Here is a 26,916-nt window from a genome sequence, read left to right on the forward strand (position 1 = left end):
GTCATGACGATCTTGCAGGGTGAGCGCGCGGACACCGCGGACCAGGGCGACGCGGACGAGCTGGCGAGCACCGCCATCATCGAGCTCGCCGCACGAGCACGGGCGGCGTCGCGCGTGCTGGCGCGATCGACGCGTGCGCAGAAGGACGGGGCGCTCGTCGCCCTCGCGGAGGCCCTCGTGCGTGCGACGCCCGAGATCCTCGCCGGCAACGCGCAGGACCTCGAGCGCGGTCGTGCCTCGGGCATGTCCGAAGGCCTCCTCGACCGTCTCGCGCTGGACGAATCCCGCATTCGGGCGATCGCCGACTCCCTGCTCGAGGTCGCGGCGCTGCCCGACCCCGTCGGTGCCGTCGTCCGAGGATCGACCCTGGCCAACGGGCTCCGACTCCGACAGCTGCGCGTTCCGATGGGGGTCATCGGTGTCATCTACGAGGCCCGTCCCAATGTCACCGTCGACGTCGCCGGGCTCGCGCTGAAGAGCGGCAACGCCGTGCTCCTCCGCGGCGGATCCGCCGCCGAGAACTCCAACTCGGCCATCATCGGCACCCTCCGGGCGGCACTGGACGCGTACGGGCTGCCCGCCGATCTCGTGCAGTCGATCGACGAGTACGGCCGGCCCGGGGCCCGCGCACTCATGCGCGCGCGCGGCCACGTCGACCTCGTCGTCCCTCGTGGCGGTGCCGGTCTCATCCAGACCGTGGTCCGTGAGTCTCGCGTTCCCGTCATCGAGACGGGGGTCGGCAACTGCCACGTCTTCGTCGACAGCAGCGCGGAGCTCGACATGGCGCTCGAAATCCTCATCAACTCCAAGACGCACCGAGTCGGCGTCTGCAACGCGGCAGAGACCCTGCTGGTGCACTCGGACGCGGCGCAGGCGTTCCTCCCGGGCGCCCTCGCGGCGCTTGCTGAGCGCGGGGTCCGCATCCATGGCGACGACCGCACGCGGGCCGTGGCCCCGCAAGGCGTCGAGGTGCTCGAGGCGACACACGATGACTGGGCGACGGAGTACCTCGACTACGAGATCGCAGTGCGGGTCGTCGACGACTTCGATCAAGCGCTTGTGCACATCCGCGAGTTCAGCACTGGCCACACCGAGGCGATCGTCACGAGCTCGCTGCAGGCAGCTGAGCGCTTCACCGCTGAGGTCGACGCTGCAGCCGTCATCGTGAACGCGTCGACGCGCTTCACGGATGGCGGCCAGTTCGGGCTCGGTGCCGAGCTGGGCATCTCGACCCAGAAGCTGCACGCTCGCGGGCCCATGGGGCTCGAAGAGCTCACGACGACGAAGTGGGTCGTCACGGGCGACGGCCAGATTCGCGCCTGAGCTGCGGCGCCCCACGCGCGAAGATCAGACCAGGTGATGACGCGTTCCGTCAGGCTCGCCGCGTAGCCTGATCGGAGACGTTGAAGGGACGATCATGACCAGCACCCCACTGCCCATCGAGAACCAGCCGTCGAACTTCGACCAGCACGACGCCTTCGCCCAGGCGCCGAGCGCGGAACGTCCCCAGGGGCTCGACCGAGTCTTCCTCGGCGAGCTCGAGGTGTCTCGAGATCGCATCTCCGGGCCGTACGGCTCCCTCCCGACGGAGGGCTCCACAGTATTCGTCACGAACATGTCGCGGGTCGATCGCGCCATCCCGACGTGGGCGATCATCGTCGCGATCGCCGGGTTCTTCGTCCTGACGATCTTCAGCCTCCTCTTCCTGCTGGTGAAGGAGGATCGCGTCGTCGGCGGGTACGAGGTCCGCATCTCGAATCCGACGGGAACGCTCACGAGCTTCGTCCCGGTGGATGCGCGCTCCGCCGCTTGGATCTGGCAGGACCTCCAGGGCCGTGCGGCCGCCGCGCGGGAGCTCATCGCGTCGGTAACTTCCACCGTTCGCTGACGTTCACCTCGGCGACGCGGCGGCGCCGCGTTTCGGGGCTACGCTGTAGCCCGTGAAGGCCTACGACTCGCTGTCCGTATCCACCGTTCTCCCTCCTGAGCTCGCGCCACTGCGCACTCTCGCCAAGAATCTGCGCTGGTCCTGGCGCTCGAGCGCCGAACGGCTCTTCGCCGGTATCGACGAGCAGCTGTGGCGAGCATGCGGCCGCAATCCCATCGTGATGCTTCGCTCACTTCCAGCATCCCGCGTCGCCGAGCTCGCGGCCGACCCCGAGTTCGTCGCGCGGCTCGGCCACGAAGCTGAGGATCTCTCGGCCTACCTCGACAGCGACCGCTGGTTCCACAAGCACACGCGGGGCACCGCTGACGAGGCGACGAGCGTCGCCTACTTCTCGATGGAGTTCGGGATCACGGAGTCACTCCCCGTCTACTCCGGCGGTCTCGGTGTGCTCGCGGGCGACCATCTCAAGAGTGCCAGCGACCTTGGGGCGCCGATCATCGGCGTCGGTCTGCTCTACACCTACGGCTACTTCTCGCAGACCTTGTCCCGCGAGGGCTGGCAGCAGGAGGCCTATTCGGAGCATCCGCCGAAGGACCTCGCCGTCGATCCCGTGCTGGACGCTTCGGGTGCCCAGTCCCGCGTCTCTCTCGCCTTCCCGGACGGGCGGACGCTCGAGATCGCACTCTGGGAGGCCCAGGTCGGCGGTGTGCCGCTGCTGCTCCTCGACACGAACCTCCCGGACAACCCCGAGGATCTCCGCGCGATCACGGATCGGCTCTACGGCGGAGACTCCGAGCATCGCATCCGGCAGGAGCTGGTGCTCGGCGTCGGTGGGGTGCGCGCCGTGCAGACGTACGCAGAACTCACCGGGCGCCGACAGCCGACGGTCTTCCACCTCAACGAGGGGCACGCGGGCTTCTCGGGTGTCGAGCGCATCGGTCAGCTGATGACTGGCGGTGAGGCGTTCGAAACCGCGCTCGCAGCAGTGCGGTCGAGCACCGTCTTCACGACGCACACACCGGTTCCGGCCGGCATCGACCGCTTCGACGCGCATCTCGTGCAGCGCTACCTCGGTTCGTCCGGCGGTCTGACCCTGGTGCCAGACGTGCCGCTGGCACGCATCATGGAGCTCGGGGCAGAAGACGACCCCGGCCGCTTCAATATGGCGCACCTCGGTCTCCGCCTCGCGCAGTACGCCAACGGCGTCGCGAAACTGCATGGCGTCGTGTCCCGAGGCATGTTCGCAAAGCTGTACCCGGGTGTGGACGCAGAGGAAGTCCCGATCGGCTCGATCACCAACGGCGTCCACATCCCGAGCTGGACCCGCCCGTCGATGCTCCGGGTCATCGAAGCCATGAACGGCGGACATGACCTCGCGACGTCCGGCACGTGGAACCACCCGGACGCGGTCGGCGCCGAGGAGCTCTGGCGTATCCGCGGTGAGCTGCGGGCCGAGCTCGTCAGACGCGCCCGCGAATCGGTTCGCGCCTCGTGGAAGGCCCGGGGCGCACAGGACGCGGAACTCGGCTGGATCCGCGACGTGCTGGATCCCGAGCGGCTCACGATCGGCTTCGCTCGCCGAGTCTCGACCTACAAGCGCCTCACCCTCATGCTGCAGGACCGAGATCGGCTCGCCCGCATCCTCAACAATCCAGATCGTCCTGTCCAGTTCGTCATCGCAGGCAAGGCGCATCCCGCCGATATGGGCGGCAAGCAGCTCTTGCAGGAACTCGTGAACTTCGCCGATGAGGCAGGAGTTCGTGACCGCATCGTGTTCCTCCCCGATTACAACGTCACGATCGCGAAGCACCTCGTGGCCGGCAGCGATGTGTGGCTGAACAACCCCGTGCGCCCGCAGGAGGCATCCGGCACCTCAGGCATGAAAGCCGTCATGAACGGATGCCTGACGTTCTCGATCTCAGATGGCTGGTGGGACGAGATGGCGGACGACGCTGTCGGGTGGACGATTCCTGACACCAGCGGAGTCGATGAGCGTACGCGTGACGCTCTCGAGGCTGGCGCGCTCTACGACATCCTCGAGCACGAGATCGCACCGCTGTTCTACGCGCGCGACGAGCGCGGCCTCCCCATCGAGTGGGTGGAGAAGGTCCGCCGTTCCGTGTCGGTTGTCGGCCCGAAGGTCGCCGCCGAGCGCATGGTGCGGGACTACGTCACCGACCTCTACCTGCCTGCGGGCCGTTCGGCACGCGTTGCGTCCGACCTCGTCGCTACACGCTCGTTCGCGACCTGGCTTGGCGACGTGCGGGCGGCCTGGCCGAGCGTCCGCGTCGAGTCAGTCGTCGCGGAGAACCACGAGCCGAATGCGGGGGAGAGCGTCCGTCTCTCGGCGAGGGTCGAACTCGGCCGGTTGAACACCGACGATGTCCTCGTGGAAGCCGTCGTGGGCACTCCCGACGCCGAGGGCGAGCTGCTGAGCACACGGATCGTCGAGATGCGGCCTGCCCACGAGGGGGAATCCACATTCGTCGTCGACGTCCCGATCGACGAGCCTGGACGGCTCGGCTACACCGTCCGGGTGCAGCCGAGGCACGCGTTCCTGCAGGCTTCGGCCGAGCTGGGACTGGTCCGTCTCCCCGCGTAGGAGACCGCTCCTGGGCGGCGGCGCCGAAAGTAATGACAGGCTTGTCATTCGGCGTCGTCGTCGGGCATAATTCAAGTGACGACAGAAATGTCGACGTCTGGCAAACGATGCAGTTCGCATCCATTCATCACGTGATCGTTGGGGAAGACGAATCACCAAACGAATGGAGGAGAACTCATGGTTGCACCGAACGCAGGAGGGGTGCTCTACGTGCACTCCTCTCCTAAGGCGCTTTGCCAGCACGTCGAGTGGGGTGTCGGTCGCGCCCTCGGGTACGCCGTCAACCTTCCCTGGATCGACCAGCCGGTCATTCCAGGGCAGTTGCGTGCGGAGTTCACCTGGGAAGGCGAGCCTGGCGCTGGGGCGGCGATCGCGTCGCACCTGCGCGGCTGGGCCCACCTTCGCTTCGAAGTCACCGAGGACGCGCGTCCTGGCGTCGATGGCGGCCGTTGGATGCACACGCCTGAGCTTGGTATCTACTACGCCCAGACGGATGCCTCTGGCGGCGTCGTGGTTCCGGAAGATCGCGTTCGGTACGCGATGGAGATCGCTGGCGGCAACGCCTCCGAGCTCCACCGCGAGCTGCGCCTCGCGCTTGGGCAGGCTTGGGACGACGAGTTGGAGCCTTTCCGCATCGCCGGCGACGAGAGTCCCGTCGTGTGGATGCATCACCGAGTCGGCTAGGTCCGCCATGCGAATGGTCCGCTGAGAGGCGGACCGGAAGCTGTTCTCGACACTCCAAGACTGTGGCCCCTCAGGTTCTCACCTGAGGGGCCACAGTTGTTGCTACCGGCCGTCGAGGCGGCCGTCAGAGGGGATCTACACTCCGCGGAACGCGACGACGGCGTTGTGTCCGCCGAAGCCGAACGAGGTCGAGATGGCGACCTTGCCCGATGCGTCGAAGGGACGCGGCTCGGTGACGACGTCGAGGTGGATCGCGGGGTCCTGCTCGTTGAGGTTGATCGTCGGGGGCAGTGTTCCCTCCGAGAGGGCCAGCACGGTGAACATGGCCTCGAGGGCTCCCGCGCCACCCAGCAGATGTCCGGTGGACGCCTTGGTCGCGGAGACGGGAATGGAGGCGAGGTGCTCGCCGAAGACCGACTTCAGCGCCGTGAACTCCGCGATGTCGCCGACGGGCGTCGAGGTGGCGTGCGCATTGATGTGCGTGACGTCCTCGACTGACACCCCGGCCTGGCCGAGTGCGGCCGTGATCGCTCGTGCAGCTCCGGTGCCCTCGGGGTCCGGTGCCGTGATGTGGTGTGCATCCGCAGTGACGCCCCCGCCGATGAGCTCGGCGTAGATGCGCGCACCGCGGGCGAGCGCGTGCTCCTCGGTCTCGAGCACGAGCGCAGCGGCCCCCTCGCCGAGGACGAAGCCGTCTCGGCTCACGTCGTAGGGGCGTGACGCGTGCGATGGGTCGTCGTTGCGCTTCGACAGCGCCTGCATCGCCGCGAAGGAGGCGACAGGGAGCGGGTGGATGGCCGCCTCGGAGCCACCGGCGACGACGACATCTGCGAGTCCCTGCTGGAGGTGCTCGTAGGCGTCTGCGATGGCTTCCGTGCTGGATGCGCATGCTGAGACGACCGTGCGGACACCGGCGCGGGCCTTGATGTCCATGCCGATCGCTGCTCCTGGGCCGTTCGGCATGAGCATGGGAACGGTGAGTGGCATGACCCGGCGCGGTCCCTTCTCGCGGAGCGTGTCCCAGGCGTCGAGGAGCGTCCAGACTCCGCCGATGCCGGTTGCCCAGTCGACGAGGAGGCGTTCGGCGGGGATGTCGCCGACGGTGAGGCCTGCATCGGCGAAGGCCTCACGGCCCGCGATGAGCGCGAACTGGCTTGAGGGGTCGAGGCGCTTCGCCTCGTGGCGGGGGAGTACCTCGCTTGCCGGGACCTTTGCGGTCGCGGCGAATTCGATGGGGATCTCGTACTTCGCGACCCATTCGGCCTCGAGCGTGCGAGCTCCTGATTCACCGGCGAGGAGCGCTTCCCAGGTGCTGCGGGCGGTGCCGCCCAGCGGGGAAGTCGCACCGATGCCGGTGACGACGATTTTCTTGGTCATGACAACTGCTCCTGAATGAACTGGGGCGAAGGTGAGACAGTCACTAAGAGTGGGCGGCAGAAGCCGCCCACTCGAAGTGGAGGATCGTCCTTAGGACGCTGCGACGATGAAGTTGACGGCGTCGCCCACGGTCTTGAGGTTTGCGACCTCGTCGTCCGGGATCTTGACGTCGAACTTCTCTTCAGCGTTGACGACGATCGTCATCATGGAGATCGAGTCGATGTCGAGGTCGTCGGTGAAAGACTTCTCAACGGTGACCGTGTCAGCCGCGATTCCGGTCTCGTCGTTTACGAGCTCAGCGAGTCCCGCGAGAACTTCGTCGTTGGTAAGTGCCATGGTGTTTCTCCTTGATTGTCAATGACCGAGCCAAGTGTATTGGTCGGCGGGGGTGCGTGGGGGAGGCGTGCGGGGACTTCTGGGGCCTGTTAGGGCAGGACGACGACCTGAGCGCCGTACACGAGGCCCGCGCCGAAGCCGATCTGGAGGGCGAGCCCGCCCGAGAGCTCGGGGTTCTCCTCGAGCAGGCGATGCGTCGCGAGGGGAACTGAGGCGGCCGACGTGTTGCCGGTCGTCGCGATGTCACGGGCGATGACGACGTGGTCGGGCAGTGCGAGCTGCTTCGCGAACTCGTCGACGATGCGCATGTTCGCCTGGTGTGGGATGAACGCGGAGAGCTGATCGGCGGTCACGCCTGCCTCTTCCAGCGCGCGGCGCGCGACCTTCGCCATGTCCCAGACGGCCCAGCGGAAGACGCTCGGCCCGTCTTGGCGCAGCGTCGGCCATTCGGAGCCGCCCTTACGGTAGTCCTGCAGGCTGGCGTTCATGGAGACCGCCTCCCAGCGGGACCCGTCGGAGCCGAGAATCGACTTGGAGATGCCCGGAGCGTCGCTCGGGCCGATGAGGGCAGCCCCTGCGCCGTCGCCGAGCAGGAAGGAGATGGTGCGGTCCGTGGGGTCGATCAAGTCTGAGAGCTTCTCGGTTCCGACGACCAGGACATGCTCGGCGACTCCAGTGCGAACCAGCGCATCGGCTTGCGCGACGGCGTAGCAGTAGCCGGCGCACGCGGCATTGAGATCGTAGGCAGCGGCCGGCGTCGCACCGACGAGGTCGGCGAGGCGCGCGGCGAGCGACGGGGTCTGCATCTCGTTGCTGATTGTCGCGACGATGACGGCGCCGATGCGGCTCGGGTCGATGCCCGAGCGTTCGATGGCCTCGCGTGAGGCGTCGACCGCGAGGTCGAGGGCGCTCGTGTCCTCGTTCGCTCGAACGCGGGTGATGACTCCCGTGCGCTGGCGGATCCACTCGTCAGACGAGTTGATCGGCTCGATGATCTCCGAGTTCGGGACGACGCGCTCGCCGCGGGCGGCACCCATGGCGAGTATGCGCGTGTACTGCGCGCCCGTCGACTGCACAAGGGTCGGTGTTGCTGTGGTCATGCGAGTCCTCTCGAGGATGCTCTTGGCAGTTCGGTGTTCTCAGGCGTCGGCCGCGATGCGTTCGCGTGCCACGTCGAGGTCTGCGGGAGTGGAGAGTGCGAGGGTCGGGGTTCCCTTGAGTGCTCGCTTCGCGAGTCCGCTCAGGGTGCCGGCTGGCGCGAGTTCGATGAGTGAGGTGACTCCGGCGTCGGCGAACGAGCGCATGCACGCGTCCCAGCGCACTGGCTGCGCGAGCTGCCGGATGAGGGCGGCACGGAACTCGACTCCGTCGGTCACGACCGAGCCGGTCTCGTTCGACCAGATCGTGCGGACGGGGTCACGGACCTCGAAGTGCTCAGCATCCGCGGTCAGCGTCGTGCGTGCCTGCTCCATATAGCGGGTGTGGAAGGCGCCGGCCACCTTGAGCGGGATCACTCGCGTTCCCGGTGCGGGCTCGCTGCGGAGCGCCGCGAGTGCTTCGGGGGCGCCGGCCGCGACGATCTGCCCGCCGCCGTTGAAATTGGCGGGGGTGAGGTCGAGTTCCGCGAGGCGCGCCAGAACCACGTCCTCGTCACCGCCGAGAATCGCGCTCATGCTGGTGGGAGTGGCGGCGGCGTCCTGCGCCATCAGCTGCGAACGCCGCGCGACGAAGCGCATCGCCGTGTCGGCGTCGAAGATGCCCGCCGCGTAGGCGGCAGTGATCTCGCCGACCGAGTGGCCAGCGACCCCGCCGATCGCCGCTGCTGCGCCGGGGATCTCCATGAGGGAGTTCCAGGCGAGGATGCCGGCGGCGACGATGAGGGGCTGTGCGACTGCCGTGTCGCGGATCGTGTCGGCGTCGGACTCGGTGCCGTGCTTGACGAGGTCGATGCCGGACGAGGCGGACAGCTGCTCGAGGGTGTCTCGGTTCCTGGTGTCTTCGATCCAGGGGAGCAGGAAGCCTGGAGTCTGTGAACCCTGGCCTGGGCAGGTGACGACAATCATGGATTCCATCATGACAGCACCTGAGCGTTCAGCCCTGTAGCAACAGTCCCAAGAACTCGAAAGATCATTAGAGGTTTTCTAGTGCGAGGTGCGTCGGCTGCGTCGAGCCACGTTGCTGGCAGGGGTTCCGCCCGACTGGCGGCGGGGCTCTGGCTGCTTCGGCTCGGCGATGTTCCCGAGGATCAGCGCGCACTGGAGGATGAGCGCCTCTCGCGGTCCGGTGGCGTCCCAGCCGATGACCTCGCTGACGCGCTTGAGGCGGTAGCGGACCGTGTTGGGGTGCACGAAGAGCTCGCGGGCCGTCGCCTCGAGCGAACGTCCGTTGTCGAGGTAGCACCAGAGCGTCGTCAGCAGGTCGCTCTGGTGATCGGCGAGAGGCCGGAAGACCCGCGCGACAAGCGTCTGCCGTGCGAGCGGGTCGCCAGCGAGGGCACGTTCTGGGAGGAGCTCGTCGGCCAGCATGGGACGCTGCGCCTTCCTCCATGCGCCCGCCACTGCGAAGCCGGCGAGCGCGGCGCGGGCGCTGCGGGAGGCCTCGACCACGCTCGGCACGGGCGGGCCGAGGACGAGGCGACCGTCGCCGAAGCTGGGCTCGAGGCGCTCGGCGATCTCCATGAAGGGCACCTGCTCGCCTTCGTCGCCTTCGCCATTGGGGTGAGCCCGGCCGATGACGAGCACCAGCCGCCCTCCCTGTACGCCCACGAGGAGGTCGACCTTGTTGTGGCGGGCCGTCCGGCGGATCTGGTCGACCTCGAGGATCCTCGGGGTCGTCCCGACGAGCACGCTGACCTCGCCGTGCCCGTGCCAGCCGAGCGCGGCGATACGGCTCGGGAGCTCGTCGTCGTGCTCGCCGGTGAGGATCGAGTCGACGACAAGCGCCTCGAGGCGCGCATCCCACAGGCCTCTTGCCTCGGCCGCACGTGCGTACACGTCGGCCGCGGCGAACGCGATATCTCGCGAGTACTTCAGCACCGCTTCACGCACGTCGCCGTCGGTCAGCTTCGTGCGCTCCTCGACGACCTCCACGACGACCCGGATGAGCTGCAGCGTCTGCTGCAGGCTCACCGAGCGGAGGAGCTCTCGAGGCGCCGAGTCGAAGACATCGGCCGCTACCCACGGGGTGGCAGTCGGGTCTTCGAACCAGGCGATGAAGGATGAGATGCCCGACTGGGCGACGAGGCCTACGGCACTGCGTCGCCCAGGAGGCATGTCACCGAACCAGGGAAGGGTGTCTTCCAAGCGCTTCACTGTTGCGGTCGAGAGCTCTCCCGAGATCGACCGCAGCCAGTTGAGCGTCTGTTCCTTCGTACGTGGAGCGGGCATGATTCCGAACTGTGAGGAGGCGAGCAGGGGAGGAGCGCTGTTAGGCGTCTCCGCCCGCGCTGCCGCTCGTGCCGGCCTTCGGGTTGTGGAGGTCGTACTTGTCGATGGCCTCCTGAACGACCGAACGGTCGATCTTGCCCTGTGTCGCGAGGCGCTCGAGCGCGCGCACGACGACGGAGTGGCTGTCGATCAGGTAGTAGCGACGTGCGGCGGGACGCGTGTCGGAGATGCCGAAGTCGTCGGCTCCGAGCGTCGTGAAGTCGTTCTTCACGAACGGACGAATCTGGTCCTGAACCGCGTGCGAGAAGTCGCTCACGGCGATGACAGGGCCTTCCGACGCCTGGAGCTTGTCCGTGACGAACGGCACCTTGGGCTCCTCGTTCGGGTGCGTCCAGTTGTACTCCTCGGCACGGAGGCCGTCGCGACGGAGCTCGTTCCAGGACGTGACCGACCAGACTTCAGCGGCAACACCCCAGTCCTTCTCCAGGAGCTCCTGCGCTTCGAGGATCCACGGCACACCGACACCGGAGGCGAGCAGCTGCACTCGCGGGCCCTGCGCCTCGGTTCCCTTGAGGTAGTAGATGCCCTTGAGGATGCCCTCGACGTCCACGTTCTCCGGCTCAGCGGGCTGCGCCATCGGCTCGTTGTACACCGTGAGGTAGTACATGACGTTCGGGTCCTGCTTCGGGTTCTCCGACTGGGAATCCGGGCCGTACATCCGCTCGATGCCCGCCTGCATGATGTGCGCGAGCTCGTAGGCGAAGGCGGGGTCGTAGGTGACGACTGCCGGGTTGGTGGCTGCGATGATCGGCGAGTGGCCGTCCATGTGCTGCAGGCCCTCGCCGGCGAGCGTCGTGCGCCCAGCCGTGGCTCCGATGAGGAAGCCGCGCGTGAGCTGGTCTGCCGCCGCCCACATGGCGTCGGCGGTGCGCTGGAACCCGAACATGGAGTAGTACATGTAGATCGGGATCATCGCCTCGCCGTGCGTCGAGTACGACGATCCGGCTGCCGTGAACGCGCCCATGGCGCCGGCCTCGTTGATGCCGACGTGGTTGATCTGTCCCTGCTCGCTCTCGCGGTAGGCGAGGAGCAGCTCGCGGTCGACCGACATGTAGTGCTGGCCGTTCGGGTTGTAGATCTTCGCGGTCGGGAAGAACGCGTCGACGCCGAAGGTGCGGGCCTCGTCCGGGATGATCGGGACGATGCGCGACCCGAAGTCCTTGGACCGCATGAGGTCCTTGAGGAGGCGGACGAATGCCATCGTGGAAGCGATCTCCTGCGTGCCGGAGCCCTTCTTGATGGACGCGTAGGTCTTGTCGTCCGGCACGGCGATCTGCGTGAACTTCGAGCGACGCTCCGGCACGAACCCGCCGAGCTCACGGCGACGCTCCTGCATGTACTGGATCGCCTCGTTGTCGGGGCCTGGGTTGTAGTACGGGGGCTGGTAGACGTCGGCCTCGAGTGCGGCATCCGAGATCGGGATGTGCAGCTGGTCGCGGAACGCCTTCAGGTCGGGGAGCGTGAGCTTCTTCATCTGGTGCGTCGCGTTGCGGCCCTCGAAGTGCGGCCCGAGACCGTAGCCCTTGATGGTGTGCGCGAGGATGACGGTCGGCTGACCCTTGTGCTCGGTCGCCGCCTTGTACGCCGCGTAGACCTTGCGGTAGTCGTGGCCGCCTCGCTTGAGGCCCCAGATCTCGTCGTCGCTGTAGTTCTCGACGAGCTTGAGCGCCTCGGGGTCGCGCCCGAAGAAGTTCTCGCGAACGAACCCGCCCGACTCGGTCTTGTACGTCTGGAAGTCGCCATCGGGCGTCTCGTTCATCAGGGTGCGCAGCGCGCCCTTGTCGTCGCGCTCGAGGAGCGAGTCCCACTCGCGACCCCAGACGACCTTGATGACGTGCCAGCCGGCGCCGCGGAAGAAGCTCTCCAGCTCCTGGATGATCTTGCCGTTGCCGCGAACCGGGCCATCGAGGCGCTGCAGGTTGCAGTTGACGACGAAGGTGAGGTTGTCGAGGTTCTGGTTGGCTGCGACCTGCAGCTGTCCGCGCGACTCGACCTCATCCATCTCGCCGTCGCCGAGGTAGGCCCAGACGTGCGAGCCGGAGGCGTCCTTCATGCCGCGGTTGGTGAGGTACTTGTTGAACTGCGCCTGCCAGATCGCGTTGAGCGGCCCGATGCCCATCGAGACCGTCGGGAACTGCCAGAAGTCCTTCATGAGGCGCGGGTGCGGGTACGACGGCATGCCGTGTGGCGCAGCGGACTGCTCCTGGCGGAAGCCGTCGAGCTGCTCGGCGCTGATCTGACCCTGCAGGAAGGCGCGCGAGTAGTTGCCGGGGGAGGCGTGCCCCTGGAAGAAGACCTGGTCGGGCCCATCCGCGTGGTCGTAGCCCTTGAAGAAGTGGTTCAGACCCACTTCGTAGAGGGTCGCCTGCGAGGCGTAGGAGGAGATGTGGCCGCCGACGGCGACCCCTTCGCGCTGTGCGCGCTGCACCGTCATGGCCGCGTTCCAGCGGATCCATGAGCGGTAGGTGCGCTCCAGCGACTCGTCACCTGGGAACTCTGGCTCGTCCTCGGGCGCAATCGAGTTCACGTAATCGGTGGTTGGAACCATGGGAACGCCGAGGTGGCGCTCCCGAGACCGCTCAAGAAGGCTGAGCATGATGTCTCGTCCGCGCTGGTGTCCCTGCGCGTCTACGACCGCATCGAGCGATTCGCGCCATTCGGCGGTCTCCTCGGGGTCGCTGTCAACGTAATGCTCTGAGTACGGATCCTGGTTGTTAACAGCCACCGTCGACCTCATTTCGTTCCGGGTTCGTCACGTCTATGGCGCGCGCCAGGTTATGACGCGCAGTCCACCCGGTAGCCTATCTTTGGTTTGTGCGATGCACACGCAGGTTGGCGTGAATCCTTGTCGAAGCGCGCACAATCGAACATCGCCGGCGGAGAGGGCCTGATCGTGAGCGAATTCGCGCCGCCGCTCGAGCCGATTTCTCTCGTCGACCACCGGGGTGGGATGGGCGTGGTGGCTGGGCCGGCACCGTCGTCACGGCTCGTCGTGTTCGTTCCCATGGCCTTCACGCCCGTGTGCGCCGATGAGATCTCCGACCTCGCCCAGTTGGTGAGCGAGGCCCGCGATCGGCCCGAGAGGGGCTCCGCGCTCGAGGCCCCCGAGGTGTTCGTCGTCTCGACCGACAGCTCGGCTGCGCTGCGAGCGTGGCTCGTCGATCTCGGCGCACATGCACTCCTCACCGGCTGCAGCGACTTCTGGCCGCACGGTTCGGCCGCCCGTGCGTATGGTGCGTTCGACGAAGCGTCTGGCACCGCGATGCGACGCTCTTTCCTCGTCAGAGCCGACGGCAGCTACCGGGTCGCCGCGTCCGCTCACCCGGGTGAGGCTCGTGTTCGATCGGACCACGCGGCCGCGCTACACTTGCTCGCCGAGGGCCTTTAGCTCAGCTGGTAGAGCGCCACGTTTACACCGTGGATGTCGTCGGTTCGATCCCGGCAGGGCCCACCACCGAAGCACCCAAGCCCCCAACTGGTCCGCCAGGCTGGGGGCTTTCGTTGTCCCCGAGCAGGGTCGAGATGCTCACGCCGAAGGCGGCCGACGCGGCGAAGAGATCGTCCAGCGTCCACTTCCGCTCGCCGCGAAGCTTGCGTGCGAGAGCGCTTTGAGACATGCCGATCATGTTGCCGAGGGCGGTCTGTGTCATGCGCGAACGGAACATCAGAGTCATGATGCGCTCGCCCACGCGCTCGTCATGGGTCTGCTCAGCCGGAACGATGAGGGACAGGTTGGTCGTCATGCGTCCACTATAGCGACAATTCGGACAGATTGGTAGAAGTCGACCGGTCGCGTTGCTCTATGTCAATTCGTCATGCATAGTGTGTTTCATGACAGAACAGCATGAGCCGGACAAAGCGGGTGACCTGCTGACACCTCGCGAAACCGCCGAGCGTCTCCACGTACACCCTCGCACGCTGATCCGCATGGCCGAGCGAGCAGAGCTCGACCCGGTCGTGCTCCCGAGCGGCCACCGTCGCTACCGTCGCGAAGAGGTCGAGCGCATCGTCGCGCCGACCGCGACTCCCGTGAAGGCCGCATCATGAGCGGCGAGATCAGAATCTCGGTCTCGTCACGGGCCGAACGCGATGACCGCCGCGACGCGCTGCTCGAGCGCATCGCGACGGCCGTCGAGGCTTTGGTGCCGAAGGGTGTCCAGATCACGCACGACCATGCGGGCGCCAGTCTTCGCAATCGGGGGCAGCGCTATGGGTCACCGGTTCCGCGATCGTCAGCCCATCACGATCTCGTCGAAGACGTCGTAGTCCGTATCGAGGTGGAAGCTGAGGGGCACTCCGGTCGTCCAGATGAAGCCTCGACGCGTGTCGTCGGGGAGCAGGTCGGTCCAGACGAACATGACTCCGGCTTTCGCGGCCTGGCCGATGCCGGCGAGGACGTCGGGCAGCGAGCCGTCGTCGATCGTGAAGTCCTCGGTTCCAACGCGCAGATTTCCCATGTTTCTCCTTCGGTTGGTGACTCGGGGGCTGGTACTCCCGATGTCGTTGCGCCAACTGTAGGAGACGCTGCCGGCGCGGGGGAGTCTCCTTCGCCCGCGTCGGCAGCACCCTCGCCGTTCTGCGAGATCCACCCGCGGGGCTCGTGGCTCGCGTGCGGCGGGTGTGCGGAGCATGCCCGCGTCTATGGCATCTGGCTCGAGCGCAAGCACCTGGGGCTCGCACGATGAGCGCCGTCGATCTCACGCTGACATTTGACGAGCTGCTCAAGGTCAGTGAGGGGGGCCGCGAGTTCTGGTCGGCGCGTGACCTCATGCCGGCGCTCGGGTACGGCGCTGACTGGCGCAACTTCGAGGCTTCGATCACGCGGGCGATGTGCGCAGCCGAGAACCAGGATCTCGACTCGGACACCCTTTTCGTTGCCGCCACCGAAAAGTCGGGCGGCCGCCCACGCCAGGACTACCACCTCACCCGGTTCGCGGCCTACCTCGTCGCGATGAACGGCGACCCGCGCAAGCCGGAGATCGCCGCCGCCCAGGCGTACTTCGCCGTCCGCACTCGCGAGGCCGAGGTCACCCGCCAGCCGTCGCCCGACGAGATCGTGCGCCAGGCGTTCGGCATCCTCGATTCCCGCGTTCGGGAGCTCGAGGCGAAGGTCGAAGCTGACGCTCCCAAGGTCGAGTACGTCGACCAGTGCGTCGCCCCTGGTGACGACGCGATCACCTTCCGCGTCGCGGCCGCGCAGCTCTCGATGGGAGAGAAGGCGCTCCGAGAGGAGCTCATCGAAGCGGGGTGGATTCACCGCATCCGCATCGGTCAGCGCTACTCGGCCAGCGCGCAACGCGTCGTCGACGTGCACGAGTATCGCCCCTCGGCGGCGCACCGCGGCAAGTTCGTCCTCCGCTCACAGCACAACGCACCCCGCCACCACAACGGCCAGGTGCGCCAGACGCTCTACATCCTCGCGGCTTCGATGCCCGCGATCCAGCGGCGCTTGCAAGCGCTCGCCCTGGTCTGACCACCCGCACAAAGAAATGAGCCCCGCGGGTGCAACCGCGAGGCTCGGGAAGGCATAGCTGACATGCCCAATGCAAGGAACTCTAGCCGACTTCTCCGCTTCGCGGGGGATGTCGTCTACGTCATCGGATCGCTCCTCGCGATCGCGGTGCTCGCGCCCATCATCTGGGTCGCCGACCGGATGGAGCGGAGCGCATGAGCTACGTCGCCGACCCGGCCCACGGGCTCACGCAAATCGCCGCGTTGCTCGTGTTCGTGCTGCTGCTCGCGGCGGCCTTCGCAATCATCCTCGGACGCATCGACGCCCGAGCTCGCCGAGCAGTGACGCTCGGCCTACTCGCACTCGGAAGGAACGACATGGCCGACGCCTACGACCTCGCGGTCGAGAACAAGATGCTCGACGAGGTCAAGCAGCAGGACTGGATGACCAGCAACGTCGGGAAGCCGTTCGAGCTCACCTACGGCGCCTGGATGGTGCCGCTCAACTCCACCTCCGCCGCGTACGGCAACACCCGCGACGAGGCGCTAGAAGCGGCCGCGAAGTACCTGCCCGCCGAGAAGCTGGCGGCCGGCGCATGAGCGACAAGAAGTGGCCCGAGGGCACGGAGCCGGTGCGGCGCGTAGTCAGGCAGCTTGTGCAGATGTCGGTCGAGTCCGACGAGCGGACCTCGGTCTACATGCACGCTCCCGCGAAGACGCGGCGACTCGAAGTCGTCGCCGGTCACGCGGCCGCGACTATCGCGATGGGAATCCTCGCGTCGGTGCTCGCCGACCTCGCTCGCGACGCGCCGAACATCGCAAACGAGTACGCCGCGCGAGTCACCGATCGCCTCGAGGACGGGCAGACGGTCCACGAGATCAACTACGAGATCGGCGCCGCAGCCGGACTCGACATGTCAGCAGAACACCACGAGGCGAACATCCTCGCGGCGAACGCATTCAACAGGGAGATGGACGCATGACCGCAACGATCGAGACCGGCGACTACATCGTGGTCGTGCCCGAGGGTGCCACCAAGGACGAGTGGCACGACGCTCGCGGCGAGGGCGTCACCGCCTCCCGCGTGCACGAGATCCACGTCGGCGGCCGCAAGACGTGGCAGCGCATCCTCGACGAGCAGCTCAACGGGTCCACCTTCCGCGGCAACAAGCACACGCAGTCGGGGCACGACCTCGAGGCGACGATGATCGAGTTCGCGCAGACGTTCGCCGACGTCGCCGGCAACTCGGCGCTCATCGCGAACGAAGCGAACCCGCTGCACCGCGCCACCCCGGACGGGCTCGGCACGCTCGACGGCGCCCCCGTGGTCGTCGAGGTCAAGCGGCACTCGCACACGTGGGGCCAAGACGACGTGCCACCGGCCCACTACGACCAGGTGCAGTGGCAGCTCTGGTGCGCGTCCGCGATCGCCGGCATCTACGTGTGGATGGTGCTCGACGAGGACGGCCAGCCGACGATGGATGACCCGAAGTACGTCATCATCCCGCGCGACCCGGCCCGCATCGCGCAGCTCGTGAAGTCCGCCGACGCGTACCTCGCTTGGCGCGCAGCCGGCGCACCCGAGGCCGACGACATCCCTGACGAGATCGACGAGGCGCTCGCCGCCTGGGGCGAGGCTGCGGCACGCGAGAAGGCAGCCAACAAGGAGGCCGAGGCAGCGAAGAAGATCGTCCGCGCCTACGCCGAGAGCCTTCCGGACGCGGACAAGAACGGCGCGAAGCGCATGGGGACGCTCGGTGGGTTCAACTACTCCGTCAAGCGCACCGGCACTCGCGAGCTCACCGACGAGGCGTGGGCCGCCGCCGACCCGAAGGGGTTCGCCGCCTACGAGGAACTCGGCGAACACCTCGCCGAGATCATCCGCCAGCGCGCCGAGCTGCGCGACCCCGCGGTGCTCGAGTACGGCGTCACCGTCATCACGAGCGCAAGCCGTTTCGCGTTCGACAAGCCCAAGGGACTCTGACCATGACCGAAACCGCCAAGCTCGAGCAGAACGAGCTCGTCACCCTCGCGCAGCTCCAGGAGCGCATCTACCCGTCCGGCCTCTACGGCGGCTCGAAGGTGGAGTTCTCCGCGGACGGCCGCGAGTGGCTCGACTTCCTCATCCTCAACAAGGGTGAGCACCCCGCGGCGGCTCGCGCGACCGTCTTCCGCAACGGCGCCGAGCACCCGACGATCGTCGCGATCGGCTGGCACGAGTCGGTTCCAGAGGTCGACGCCGAGATGATCGAGCGGTGGAACACCGACCCGATCGCGCTCTTCGGGTCGAAGGCGCTCAGGATCGGCCTGATCCGCGCGTTCCGTGACCTCGTCGGCGAGATCTCCGCGCCCGCCCCGCAGAAGCCGCAGGCGCCCGCTCAGGACGCCGAGGCGGGCACGCGTGACTTCGCGGCCGAGGCGGCCGCCGCGACGACGGTCGAAGCGCACGCCGAGGTGTGGAACGCCGCTCGCCTCGCGCGCGTCGTCACCACGGCGATGGATCGCGAGTTCCGGCAGCAGCGCCTCGCCCTCAAGGGCGCGCAGACGCCGGCCCCGGTGGAGCCCGAGCGGCCCGCCCCGGCGACCGCTCCGCGCCCCGCGCCGACGCGTCGCCCGTCGCCCGCGTCGATGCCTCGCGTGACCACGCTGCGAAGGCCCGGCGCATGATCGAGCAGTACGACCCGGCATCGGGCGAGATCTACGACGGCGACCCGATGGAGCTCGTCGCGCTCGACATGGCCGGGCTCGACGAGGACGCGATGCTCGCGCTCTTCCCGACGCCCGTGCAGGCGGCCGGAGCGCTGCTCATGGCCCGCGAGGCCGTGCGCCGCGCACCGACCGCCCTGCGGGGTGCTCGCAACGCGCTCCGCACTGCCGAGCGCTCGCACCGCGTGACGCTCGGCAAGGTCACGCAGGAGCTCGCCCGCGACTGGGACATGGCGCTCGGTCGCGACGTGAAGCTGCTGATCTCGATAAACGCGAACTTCCGGACGGAGCACCGCGCATGAAGCCGCCGATCCAGTACTTCGGGGCGAAGGGCAACATCGCCGAGAAGATCGTCGCTCTCCTGCCCGAGCACCGCGGGTACATCGAACCGTTCGCGGGGTCGCTCGCCGTGCTGCTCGCGAAGCCGGCCTCGAAGATCGAGGTCGTCAACGACCTCGACCACCGACTGATGACGTTCTGGCGAGTCCTCCGAGATCGCGGTCCCGAACTAGCTCGCATAGCTGAGATGACGCCTCATTCCCGAGCCGAGCTCGAGGCCGCGGAATCGCTCAGCGGGGCTGGCGACCTCGAAATCGCGCGCCAAGTGTGGGTGTTGCTCACGCAGGGGCGATCGCGCACTCTCAAGCGCACGGGGTGGCGTTTCTACGCCGACCCGAACGGCACCTCCGCGTCGTTTCAGACGTACATGGACGCGTACCGAGAGCGCCTGCTGCCAGCTGCCGAGCGCATCCGGGCCGTGTCGCTCGAATGCCGGCCGGCGCTCGAGATCATCGCTCAGTACGGGCGATTCGAGGACAACCTGCTCTACATCGACCCTCCCTACGTGCACAACGCACGGCGAGGGGCGCGGTACACGCATGAGATGTCGGACACCGATCACCGCGAGCTCGCGGATGCACTCAAGCACTGCACGGCAACCGTGATGGTGTCGGGCTATCAGAGCCGGCTCTACGACGAACTGTTCCCGGACTGGCACCAGGTCGACCTCACCGCGCAGAGCGGCAACTCGCTTGAGCGGTCCGCGCACGAGGTCATCTGGTCTAACCGCGAGGTCGGCAACTTCCTCGACTTGGGAGAGATCGCGTGAGCGCGCCGACTCAGTCGGTGCGCCGAAACGTCTATCTCCGCGACGCAGAGCGTTGCGTGCGCTGCGCCGCGACGGTCCTGCTCTCGTTCCAGCACCGCGCTGCGGTCGGCATGGGCGGGACTCGCGCCAAGCCGACCGCCGAGGAGGGCGTGACGGCCTGCCTCGAGTGCAACGCGCGATTCGAGGGCGACTTGCAGGCCGTCGCTCTCGCGAATGGGTGGAAGGTGCCCCGCTGGGTGCAGAAGCTCGGCCGCATCGCTGACGTGCCCGTGTTCTACGCCCCCGAGGGGCGCTGGTTCATCCTCGCGGGCCGCGGTCGCGATGCGATCACCTCGGCTCAGGCAAAGGCGCTCATGCGCGACGTCTACGGCCTCGAGCAGTACGACCAGATGGAGGCGGCCGCGTGAGCATGCCGGAGTTCGCGTCGACGTACGTCGTCTATTGGCCCGAGCACGGGGTGCTCAAGGTGGGGCGCGCGTGGATCACGCAGCGCCTCGTCGAGCTCGGCCAGCTCGGCGCGCACGTGATCGTGCTGCAGCGGGGCACTGACGGCTCGTGGGAGCGCGAGGCGCTGCGGTCGCTGGAGCGGTGGTTCCCGCGTGCATTCGAGTCCTGGCAGGCCGCTGAGGCCGTGCTCGGGCCGGGCGGCAAGGGCGTCACCGAGTGTTTCGCCGTCGAGGAGCATGATCTGCAGTTCGCCCTCGACAGGTGCATAGAAGGATTCGCGAGAGGGAACGACACGGGTGTCAACGAAGCAACGAATGATCAGCGCGAGCGACCTCGCGTCGCCGGAGTACGAGAGGGTGCCGGACGAGGCGAAGCCGACAGCGTTCGGCCTGTGGCTGCACCTGGACCCGCTGGGGCGGGGGCCGATGGACCCGGAGTGGATCGCGGCGAGGCTCTACCCGACGAAGGATCGGAGCTTGGCGAAGGATCTCGTGTTCGAGCACCTCGTGTTGCTCCTGGACGCGGGGTTCATGTCGACCTATCAGGCCGAGGGCTCGGAGTGGATCTGTCTATCGCGGCCGCTCAAGGTCGATATGCGGGGCGTGAAGATCTTCACTCCCGACCCGCCCGGCGCCTTTCCATGGACGCTCATGGCTGGGGAGAGAGGGGGCGCGAGCGGGCGGGAGAGTGCGCGAGAGCGGGCGAGAGCCGAGGTGCGTGCCGAGGGGGCTGCGAGGGCCGATGCGTGGGCGGCGGCGGAGCGAGACCGGGTGCGGGTGCCGCGACGGCCAGAGAGGCCGTTGGTGCTGGATGCGCCGCCGCCGTTCTGCCCCGAGCACATGCCCTACGGGTCCGGAGGTCCACCCTGCGGGCCTTGCCGCGACGCTCGGATCGTTCGTCACGACTGGATGGAAACGAAGGTCTACGAGCAGCGGCTCACGGATCACTACGAACGAGAGGAATCCGATGACTGGGATCTCAGCCCGATCTAGCCTCCGCATCAACGGCAACCGTCTACACCTCACCCTCGACCTTCCGCTGACCATGTACGGCGATCTGACGGCCGAGGCGGATCGGAGGGGTAAGGGCATCCGCGAGTTGCTTGTCGAGGCGCTCATGTCGATCTCCCGTCCTCCTGAGCTGATTCGTACTCGAGCCGAATCGGCCGTGCGTCGGGGCTGGGATGACTTCTCGGTCGCCGAGCAGCTCGAGGCCACCACGAAGCAAGTCGCCGCCTGGCGCAACGGCATTGGCGTCGAGCCGCATCGACCCGGACAAGGCAAAGGAAAGATCTGATGGAGAGCAACGAACCGATCGACGCGGCTGTGGCGGCCGTGCTCGACGAGATCCCGTGGGGCGAGTGGCGACTGACTCCGGAGGCGCAATCCTCTGAGTTCGTCGTGCACGTGACCGGCCCGGATGATGTCTACCCCGCTCGCACGTGGCTCGAGGCGCTCGAGGTCGCTCAGGAGGCGAACAGGCAGGTCGTCGAGCACGTCGAGATCTTCGGCCCGGCTTCGCGCATCCGGATCTGGGCGACGCCCCATGCTCGTGCCGACGCGACTGAACAGGGCGTCATCTAGTGGCCGGCGACACCATCATCACGGTCGTCGGCAACCTGACGGCCGACCCCGAGCTGCGGTACACGCAGAACGGTCTCGCGGTGGCGAACTTCACGATCGCGTCGACGCCCCGCGTCTTCGACCGCCAGGCGAACGAGTGGAAGGACGGTCCCGCCCTCTTCCTGCGGGCCTCCGTCTGGCGCGAGTTCGCGGAGCACGTCGCCTCGTCGCTCTCGAAGGGCTCCCGAGTCATCGCTCAGGGCCGCCTTAAGCAGCGCTCGTACGAGACGAAAGAGGGGGAGAAGCGCACCTCGATCGAGTTGGAGATCGAGGAGATCGGCCCCTCGCTCCGGTATGCCACCGCGCAGCTCACGAGGACGTCGAACGGCGCCTCTCAGGCGGGCAACTCGGGCGGGCAGGCTCGGGGCTTCGGTGGCGGTCAGCAGGGCGCTCAGGAGCAGCAGAGGCAGTGGAGCGCCCCGACGCAGGGGGACGCGACCGGATGGGCTCAGCCTGACCAGTCGATCGACTTCGACGAGCCGCCCTTCTGATGCACGGCGTTGCATGGACGCCCCGCGCGGTGCCCCGAGAGGAGCCGCGCGGGAAGTGCAATCGGCGGTGCTGCTGGCGAGGCCCGAACGGCAAGTGTCAGCCCGTCGACCCGAAGGCATGCCGATGCCACACCCAGACCACCCGGGCGACCGGCCTCACCCTCTCACCGCTCGGGGCCGCGGTCATCGCGATCCTCGACGGCCCATCACTCAACACTCAGGAGCACACAGCATGAGCAAGATCAAGAGCAGCACCGCCCTCGGAGTCGTCGGCGGGCTCGCCGTCGCCGCGATGATCGCTGGGGGCATCGCCTTCACGGTCGTCTCCATCCAGCACGAGGAGACGCACACGTGCACCGTCACCGGCAAGGATCTGCGGATGCCGTCGACGTCGGACGAGGCGCAGTCACCGCGCCTCTACACGGCCGAGTGCGGCACCTTCCAGATCGCCGATGTGCTGTTCGTCTCCTACGAGTCCGGAGACATCTACGGCTCGCTGGTCGAGGGGGAGGCGTACGAGCTCACGACCCGCGGGTTCCGTATCCCGATCATGTCGGTCTTCCCGAGCATCGTCGAGGTCGAGGCGGTGGGCCGTGGCTGAGCAGGAGTACGGGCAGAATGCCGACATGTTGGCGCACGCTTTGTCGTGCTGCCAGGGGTTCAGCGACGCCGAGGCGCGGGAGATCGTGACGCAGTTCGCGACTTGCTCTCGCACGACGTCGCAGAAGCCGTTCGACGAGCTCAGGGAGGCGCAGACGCCGTCAACGCCTGTTGCGCCGGCCGTCATGCGGGTCGCCGACGACTTTGTCAGGGTGTTGTCGCTCGGGCAGTCGAACTCGGATGTGGATGGGGTGCATGTCTCGGTGTTGCATCCTGACGGCACGCTCGAGGTGAGCAGCATGACGCACGTCGAGAAGCGCGCCGAGCTCGACGCGAAGGGAGCGCGCGAGCGATGGATGATCGACGATGAGCCGCCGCGTCTCGTGCTCTCGCACGACGAGGACGCCACGGTGGAGGTCAGCGACGAGGCTGTGCAGCGGTTCGTAGATGCGTTGAACGCCTTGCACCCGGACGATGGTGGCCTCACAGTCGACGACGACGTGCTCCTGATGGAAGAGCACGAGGTTCGTGTGCAGGACTCGTGGACGCCTGCGGAGTTGCTGCGGGCTGCGGTGGGGGTGGTCCTGGGTGGCTGAGCAGGGCGGCATAGGCGTCTATCCGGTGGGGCTTTGGGCCGACATCAAGCACCGCAAGGTTGGATACGGCCTCCGGCACCATCTCCTGCGTCACCTCAAGCAGAGGAACTGGCGAGCGGTCCGGAACTACTTCAACGGCTATTTGGCTGAGTGGCACTATCCACCGGCCGGGGTTCGCCACTACCGATGCGGCCGCGGATGGACAAGGCGGGCCGCACTCCGATCTATCGGGCGAGAGCTCGTCGCAAGCAACCTGGAGGCCCGCAGTTGATCGAAGCCGAGGAGTACACGCGGGCCGAGCTCGCGCGTAAGGCGGGATACCGGCCGCTGTCGCCGGAGTCTCGCATGCGGGATCTCGAGCGTATCTCGGACGTACACGAGCACCTCGCGGCGCTGGTGTCCCCGACGAAGCAGCTCTCGGATGGTCAGCCGGCCGCCCGCGAGGTTCGTCAGGTGCCGCTTCGCATCCTGCCGTTGGACGAGCTGAACCGCTCGTTCTCCGAGCTCTTCCAGTGGGTCGAGTTCTGGCGCACGACGCTCGGCCGCAGTGAGTGGCCGGCGCCGCGCGGCATGGTGCACCTGGACGACAACGGTGACCCGATCGGCCCTCGCCTCTTGACCACCAAGGATGGGGGCATGGAGACGGTGCGGCGCTGGTCGTTGGCGCTGGTCGCTCGCCTCAAGGTGTGGTGGCCGGACATCGTCAAGCACCCGGCATGGCCGTCGTTCGAGGAGGAGTGCCTGCACCCGTTCGTGTCGCGCGTAGTGCAGTCGTGGCCGCTCGAAGCTCGGGCACCAGTGCCGCAAAAGCCGCGCGAGTGCCTCGACTGCGGATCTCGTGACGTGATCGCGTCCGTCTATCACGTGGAGACGGCGCTCTGCTGGTCCTGCAATGCCGTGTACCGGCTCGAGAAGTGGGTGCCGATCAAGGAGGCGGCCGCCGACATCGGGAAGACCGTGCGGACGGTCGAGAACTGGATCTCGCGGCCGAAGCCGCCCCTGATCGCCCTGCCGGTCGAGCATCACCTCGGCAAGCGTCACGTCGAGCTGAACATGCTTCGCAGCTACGCGGCGCTCATGCTCCTGCTCGCGCCAAGGGCGAAGCCCGGAAGTACAGCGATTTCGCAGTTGTGAGATAGGATGCTCCTGAGCGAGATTTGCACCCAGACCCTCGGCCTTCGGGCCGGGGGTCTTGTGCGTTCGCTGGATCTTCCTGGTGTAACCGGCAACACGTCGCGCTCTGGACGCGAAGAGTCCAGGTTCGAGCCCTGGGGAAGATGCGAGGCGTCATGGCTGCGGGGATTCCGGGCCGCACTACCGCCGCGCACCGCAAGAACCGAGCGCACCTCAAGAAGCTCACTGCTGAGCATGGCCTCGCGTGCGCCCTGTGCGGGATCGGACCGATCGACACCACCCTCGATTGGCGGCACCGCGACGCGTTCGCGTACGACCACAAGCTCAGCATCAAGACGCACCCGGAGCTCGCCGATGACCCGACGAACGGTCAGCCGGCGCACCGCCTGTGCAACGCGAACAAGGGCGCTGGCGATCAGCGCCCGGGTCTTGGTGACCCGTCCGAAGTTTGGTAGCCGACTCACCCAAGGAGTACCGAATGCCCGTAGACAACATGCCCCGCGTCACCGCGGAGGCCAAACACCAGACGCTCACCCTCGGGGAGCTGCGCGAGCTCGTCGAGGCCGCCGCCCTCCACCCGCCCGAGACGATCGTGCGGGGCGGCATGGTGCCGTTCAAGCGCTCCGACCTGGGTCACCCGAAGGGCGCGTGCCTCAAGACGATCGCGCTCGATCGGCCCGAGTCGTGACCACCGAGCGCACGCGGCTCTCGCCGGAGACGATCGCGGCCGCGAATGGTGTCATCGCGGGCATGGTCGACATTCCGCGCGGCAACGTCACGATCGAGCCCGGCACGCGCCGCTACGAGGCTCCCGAGGGGCTCATCGTGGAAGGCAGCACCCGCTTTTGGGGCAACGTCACCGTCGAACCGCCGCGCGTCCGCCTCGACCACACGGCCCGTGAGGCGGCCTGGCAGCTCACGAACGGCGATCAGGTGCTGATCGTCGTCCCATCGGCAAACGACGTCGCCTACATGCTGCACAACGTCGCAGCGACGGCCCATGAGATCGCGGACTGGCCCGCGATCGTTCGTCACGTGGCGATGAACCCGGACGTCATCATGTACGACCGCGACGGCGAGCCATTCGGTGGCCGAGTCCTGGTCCGCACGGTCGACTCGGTGCGCGCCGGCATGTCCAGCGGCCACCTCGACTACATCCACCTTCCGCACGGCGAAGACCTCGAGCGCCTGCCCTGCTGGGCGAACGTGCGCAAGGGCCTGACGGTCGCGAAGGATCTCGCCCGATGAGCCCCGCGGCTTGGGCGCCGATGGTCGCGCCGCCACTCCCACTGGCGAACGACGCGCTCTGGAACACCTGCGAGCACGCGGGGCCGGACGAGGACTGCGAAGCCGGAATGCATGCCGGATGGGCGGTGCACGCGTGAACCCGGGCGACGTCAAGTGGGCCAACATGTCGACTGGGACGTTCTACGTCAGCGTGCCAAGGCCAGGGCCGCGCCTCACGCCGTTCGAGCTGGCGCTCCGGCGCAAGCGTGAGCGTGAAGCCGCACGCCTCGAAGCGAGCCGGTACGTGCGCATCCCAGGGGTTCGGAGGCGAGCGAAGTGAACCAACTCGAAGCACTGGGCCTCGCCGTTGAGGCGGCGTTCGGCAAGCGGATCATCGTCGTCACCCGTGACTACCGAGACAACGAACGCGCCTTCGAGCAAGTCGCGGCATCTCACATCGCGACCGGCACCGTCGTCGAGCTGAGGCGCGCCAATGGCGAGCAACGCATCGACTTCCTCGCTGGCGGCTCCATCGAGTTCCTGACTCACCAGCAGCGCACTGACGGGATACACGCCGACCTGATATACCTGAACGAGGGGGTCGAGCCCCCACGCCTCCATCCCAACCAGGGCGAGATCGTGCACGGGAGCGTACGGCCACCTGACGCCACCGATGCGGACGACGTCTGGATGGCGGTCAAGAACGGCCCCGAGCATCGTCACGAGCCAGTGCAGCACCGAGACGGCAAGACGCCGTGGTGCGCAGCCTGCGGGCTAGACGCGGACTACCGAGCCCCGCGGCTCGTGCGCTGGGTCGGTGAGTACATCGTCGACGGGTCGTGCTCGTACACGCTCGGCAATGGCGGATGTGTCAAGCCGAAGGGACACAGCGGGCCATGCCATATCGAACTGCGCTTCCCAGTGTGAAGCACCGCACCACCGACCCGGCTTGCGTCGAGTTCGCTGGTGCAGGCCGTGAGTGGCGTCTCTTCGGCCTCTCGGTCAGGTCTCCTCGTCGGGTGCGCTTCGACTACATGCGCGGCCTCTCGTGCCCTGCGTGTCGTCCACTGCTGTATCGGACGACGCTCGTTGGCTCCGAGGCTGACCGGGACGTACTGAGGAACCACTTCAACCCTGAGCCCGCCCCGTGGGACATACCGACCCCGCCTCCCGCCCCGCCCATGGCGATCACCTTCGAGCC

The 26,916-nt window shown here is 67.4% G+C and carries 35 protein-coding genes and 1 tRNA gene; 28 read left to right on the forward strand and 8 right to left on the reverse strand.

The features are described from left to right. Positions 1 to 3: 3 nt before the first annotated feature. From C5E10_RS06135 to C5E10_RS06150, 4 genes are all read left to right on the forward strand, one after another. Positions 4 to 1,323, forward strand: a complete 1,320-nt coding sequence (locus C5E10_RS06135; protein ID WP_104330879.1) for a glutamate-5-semialdehyde dehydrogenase — start codon at positions 4 to 6, stop codon at positions 1,321 to 1,323. 94 nt (positions 1,324 to 1,417) lie between these two features. Beyond that, positions 1,418 to 1,888 carry a hypothetical protein gene (locus C5E10_RS06140; RefSeq protein ID WP_104330880.1) on the forward strand — a complete coding sequence of 157 codons (471 nt, stop codon included), beginning with the start codon at positions 1,418 to 1,420 and terminating at the stop codon, positions 1,886 to 1,888. 52 nt (positions 1,889 to 1,940) lie between these two features. Continuing rightward, positions 1,941 to 4,490, forward strand: a complete 2,550-nt coding sequence (gene glgP, locus C5E10_RS06145; protein WP_104330881.1) for an alpha-glucan family phosphorylase — start codon at positions 1,941 to 1,943, stop codon at positions 4,488 to 4,490. A gap of 177 nt (positions 4,491 to 4,667) precedes the next feature. Continuing rightward, positions 4,668 to 5,174, forward strand: a complete 507-nt coding sequence (locus C5E10_RS06150) for a DUF3145 domain-containing protein (protein ID WP_104241409.1) — start codon at positions 4,668 to 4,670, stop codon at positions 5,172 to 5,174. A 135-nt stretch (positions 5,175 to 5,309) separates the two neighbouring features. Here C5E10_RS06150 and C5E10_RS06155 read toward each other — a convergent pair whose 3' ends face one another. The 6 genes from C5E10_RS06155 to aceE form a co-directional block, all read right to left on the reverse strand. Then, positions 5,310 to 6,551 (reverse strand): beta-ketoacyl synthase, encoded by a 1,242-nt coding sequence (locus C5E10_RS06155; RefSeq protein ID WP_104330882.1) that lies wholly within the window; start codon positions 6,549 to 6,551, stop codon positions 5,310 to 5,312. A 90-nt stretch (positions 6,552 to 6,641) separates the two neighbouring features. Continuing rightward, positions 6,642 to 6,887, reverse strand: a complete 246-nt coding sequence (locus tag C5E10_RS06160) for an acyl carrier protein (RefSeq protein ID WP_068479114.1) — start codon at positions 6,885 to 6,887, stop codon at positions 6,642 to 6,644. Positions 6,888 to 6,976: 89 nt separating this feature from the next. After that, entirely contained in the window at positions 6,977 to 7,987 is a 1,011-nt protein-coding gene (locus C5E10_RS06165) for a beta-ketoacyl-ACP synthase III (protein WP_104330883.1), read from the reverse strand. Positions 7,988 to 8,026: 39 nt separating this feature from the next. Beyond that, a complete protein-coding gene (locus C5E10_RS06170; RefSeq protein ID WP_104330884.1) occupies positions 8,027 to 8,950 on the reverse strand; it encodes an ACP S-malonyltransferase in 924 nt (307 codons plus the stop codon). Positions 8,951 to 9,028: 78 nt separating this feature from the next. Continuing rightward, the gene (locus tag C5E10_RS06175; RefSeq protein ID WP_104330885.1) at positions 9,029 to 10,273 is read right to left on the reverse strand and encodes a CdaR family transcriptional regulator; all 1,245 of its coding nucleotides are present in this window, start codon (positions 10,271 to 10,273) and stop codon (positions 9,029 to 9,031) included. A gap of 40 nt (positions 10,274 to 10,313) precedes the next feature. Next, entirely contained in the window at positions 10,314 to 13,058 is a 2,745-nt protein-coding gene (aceE, locus tag C5E10_RS06180) for a pyruvate dehydrogenase (acetyl-transferring), homodimeric type (protein ID WP_104242081.1), read from the reverse strand. Between the two features lie 120 nt (positions 13,059 to 13,178). Here aceE and C5E10_RS06185 point away from each other — a divergent pair, with 120 nt between their 5' ends. Beyond that, entirely contained in the window at positions 13,179 to 13,721 is a 543-nt protein-coding gene (locus C5E10_RS06185) for a redoxin domain-containing protein (protein WP_104330886.1), read from the forward strand. After that, positions 13,712 to 13,787: transfer RNA gene (locus tag C5E10_RS06190), tRNA-Val, on the forward strand. Before C5E10_RS06185 ends, C5E10_RS06190 begins: the two co-directional genes overlap by 10 nt. Here C5E10_RS06190 and C5E10_RS19545 read toward each other — a convergent pair. Next, the gene (locus tag C5E10_RS19545; protein WP_104330921.1) at positions 13,744 to 14,076 is read right to left on the reverse strand and encodes a helix-turn-helix domain-containing protein; all 333 of its coding nucleotides are present in this window, start codon (positions 14,074 to 14,076) and stop codon (positions 13,744 to 13,746) included. The two genes, C5E10_RS06190 and C5E10_RS19545, sit on opposite strands and share 44 nt — an antisense overlap. 88 nt (positions 14,077 to 14,164) lie before the next feature. Here C5E10_RS19545 and C5E10_RS06200 point away from each other — a divergent pair, with 88 nt between their 5' ends. Beyond that, the gene (locus C5E10_RS06200) at positions 14,165 to 14,380 is read left to right on the forward strand and encodes a helix-turn-helix domain-containing protein (RefSeq protein WP_104330887.1); all 216 of its coding nucleotides are present in this window, start codon (positions 14,165 to 14,167) and stop codon (positions 14,378 to 14,380) included. Positions 14,381 to 14,565: 185 nt separating this feature from the next. Here C5E10_RS06200 and C5E10_RS06205 read toward each other — a convergent pair whose 3' ends face one another. Next, positions 14,566 to 14,790, reverse strand: coding sequence for a hypothetical protein (locus C5E10_RS06205; protein WP_104330888.1), 225 nt, complete (start codon positions 14,788 to 14,790; stop codon positions 14,566 to 14,568). 224 nt (positions 14,791 to 15,014) lie between these two features. Between C5E10_RS06205 and C5E10_RS06210 the strand changes: the two genes are divergently transcribed. The 21 genes from C5E10_RS06210 (at position 15,015) to C5E10_RS06305 (ending at position 26,642) form a co-directional block, all read left to right on the forward strand. Beyond that, on the forward strand, positions 15,015 to 15,806 hold the full coding sequence (locus tag C5E10_RS06210) for a phage antirepressor KilAC domain-containing protein (RefSeq protein ID WP_104330889.1): 792 nt from the start codon (positions 15,015 to 15,017) through the stop codon (positions 15,804 to 15,806). 63 nt (positions 15,807 to 15,869) lie between these two features. Next, a complete protein-coding gene (locus tag C5E10_RS19375; protein WP_258071013.1) occupies positions 15,870 to 16,004 on the forward strand; it encodes a hypothetical protein in 135 nt (44 codons plus the stop codon). Next, the gene (locus C5E10_RS06215; RefSeq protein WP_104330890.1) at positions 16,001 to 16,384 is read left to right on the forward strand and encodes a hypothetical protein; all 384 of its coding nucleotides are present in this window, start codon (positions 16,001 to 16,003) and stop codon (positions 16,382 to 16,384) included. Before C5E10_RS19375 ends, C5E10_RS06215 begins: the two co-directional genes overlap by 4 nt. Beyond that, complete coding sequence (locus tag C5E10_RS06220; protein WP_104330891.1) at positions 16,381 to 16,767, forward strand: hypothetical protein; 387 nt, start codon at positions 16,381 to 16,383, stop codon at positions 16,765 to 16,767. The genes C5E10_RS06215 and C5E10_RS06220 overlap by 4 nt, the downstream gene beginning before the upstream one ends. Beyond that, the gene (locus tag C5E10_RS06225; protein WP_104330892.1) at positions 16,764 to 17,768 is read left to right on the forward strand and encodes a YqaJ viral recombinase family protein; all 1,005 of its coding nucleotides are present in this window, start codon (positions 16,764 to 16,766) and stop codon (positions 17,766 to 17,768) included. The genes C5E10_RS06220 and C5E10_RS06225 overlap by 4 nt, the downstream gene beginning before the upstream one ends. A 2-nt stretch (positions 17,769 to 17,770) precedes the next feature. Next, positions 17,771 to 18,451 (forward strand): hypothetical protein, encoded by a 681-nt coding sequence (locus C5E10_RS06230; RefSeq protein ID WP_104330893.1) that lies wholly within the window; start codon positions 17,771 to 17,773, stop codon positions 18,449 to 18,451. Continuing rightward, positions 18,448 to 18,792 (forward strand): hypothetical protein, encoded by a 345-nt coding sequence (locus tag C5E10_RS06235; RefSeq protein WP_104330894.1) that lies wholly within the window; start codon positions 18,448 to 18,450, stop codon positions 18,790 to 18,792. The genes C5E10_RS06230 and C5E10_RS06235 overlap by 4 nt, the downstream gene beginning before the upstream one ends. Next, the gene (locus C5E10_RS06240) at positions 18,789 to 19,598 is read left to right on the forward strand and encodes a DNA adenine methylase (RefSeq protein WP_104330895.1); all 810 of its coding nucleotides are present in this window, start codon (positions 18,789 to 18,791) and stop codon (positions 19,596 to 19,598) included. The genes C5E10_RS06235 and C5E10_RS06240 overlap by 4 nt, the downstream gene beginning before the upstream one ends. Beyond that, positions 19,595 to 20,005 carry a hypothetical protein gene (locus C5E10_RS06245; RefSeq protein ID WP_104330896.1) on the forward strand — a complete coding sequence of 137 codons (411 nt, stop codon included), beginning with the start codon at positions 19,595 to 19,597 and terminating at the stop codon, positions 20,003 to 20,005. The genes C5E10_RS06240 and C5E10_RS06245 overlap by 4 nt, the downstream gene beginning before the upstream one ends. Before the next feature lie 354 nt (positions 20,006 to 20,359). Then, on the forward strand, positions 20,360 to 21,037 hold the full coding sequence (locus C5E10_RS06250; RefSeq protein ID WP_104330897.1) for a hypothetical protein: 678 nt from the start codon (positions 20,360 to 20,362) through the stop codon (positions 21,035 to 21,037). Further along, on the forward strand, positions 21,012 to 21,341 hold the full coding sequence (locus tag C5E10_RS06255) for a hypothetical protein (RefSeq protein ID WP_104330898.1): 330 nt from the start codon (positions 21,012 to 21,014) through the stop codon (positions 21,339 to 21,341). The genes C5E10_RS06250 and C5E10_RS06255 overlap by 26 nt, the downstream gene beginning before the upstream one ends. Then, positions 21,341 to 21,628, forward strand: coding sequence for a hypothetical protein (locus C5E10_RS06260; RefSeq protein ID WP_104330899.1), 288 nt, complete (start codon positions 21,341 to 21,343; stop codon positions 21,626 to 21,628). The genes C5E10_RS06255 and C5E10_RS06260 overlap by 1 nt, the downstream gene beginning before the upstream one ends. Next, on the forward strand, positions 21,628 to 22,158 hold the full coding sequence (locus C5E10_RS06265; protein WP_104330900.1) for a single-stranded DNA-binding protein: 531 nt from the start codon (positions 21,628 to 21,630) through the stop codon (positions 22,156 to 22,158). The genes C5E10_RS06260 and C5E10_RS06265 overlap by 1 nt, the downstream gene beginning before the upstream one ends. Positions 22,159 to 22,390: 232 nt before the next feature. Beyond that, complete coding sequence (locus C5E10_RS06270; RefSeq protein WP_104330901.1) at positions 22,391 to 22,759, forward strand: hypothetical protein; 369 nt, start codon at positions 22,391 to 22,393, stop codon at positions 22,757 to 22,759. A gap of 25 nt (positions 22,760 to 22,784) precedes the next feature. Further along, on the forward strand, positions 22,785 to 23,354 hold the full coding sequence (locus C5E10_RS06275; RefSeq protein ID WP_146080176.1) for a hypothetical protein: 570 nt from the start codon (positions 22,785 to 22,787) through the stop codon (positions 23,352 to 23,354). A gap of 267 nt (positions 23,355 to 23,621) precedes the next feature. Beyond that, positions 23,622 to 24,488 carry a hypothetical protein gene (locus tag C5E10_RS06280; protein ID WP_104330903.1) on the forward strand — a complete coding sequence of 289 codons (867 nt, stop codon included), beginning with the start codon at positions 23,622 to 23,624 and terminating at the stop codon, positions 24,486 to 24,488. Positions 24,489 to 24,643: 155 nt separating this feature from the next. Next, positions 24,644 to 24,943 (forward strand): HNH endonuclease, encoded by a 300-nt coding sequence (locus tag C5E10_RS06285; RefSeq protein ID WP_104330904.1) that lies wholly within the window; start codon positions 24,644 to 24,646, stop codon positions 24,941 to 24,943. 23 nt (positions 24,944 to 24,966) lie between these two features. Next, positions 24,967 to 25,176, forward strand: a complete 210-nt coding sequence (locus tag C5E10_RS06290; protein WP_104330905.1) for a hypothetical protein — start codon at positions 24,967 to 24,969, stop codon at positions 25,174 to 25,176. Next, complete coding sequence (locus C5E10_RS06295) at positions 25,173 to 25,736, forward strand: hypothetical protein (protein ID WP_104330906.1); 564 nt, start codon at positions 25,173 to 25,175, stop codon at positions 25,734 to 25,736. The genes C5E10_RS06290 and C5E10_RS06295 overlap by 4 nt, the downstream gene beginning before the upstream one ends. Before the next feature lie 118 nt (positions 25,737 to 25,854). Next, on the forward strand, positions 25,855 to 26,055 hold the full coding sequence (locus C5E10_RS06300; protein ID WP_104330907.1) for a hypothetical protein: 201 nt from the start codon (positions 25,855 to 25,857) through the stop codon (positions 26,053 to 26,055). Then, complete coding sequence (locus C5E10_RS06305; RefSeq protein WP_104330908.1) at positions 26,052 to 26,642, forward strand: hypothetical protein; 591 nt, start codon at positions 26,052 to 26,054, stop codon at positions 26,640 to 26,642. The genes C5E10_RS06300 and C5E10_RS06305 overlap by 4 nt, the downstream gene beginning before the upstream one ends. Positions 26,643 to 26,916 lie beyond the last annotated feature (274 nt).

Source organism: Pseudoclavibacter sp. RFBG4 (assembly GCF_002931515.1).
In the GTDB taxonomy this organism is placed as follows: domain Bacteria; phylum Actinomycetota; class Actinomycetes; order Actinomycetales; family Microbacteriaceae; genus Pseudoclavibacter.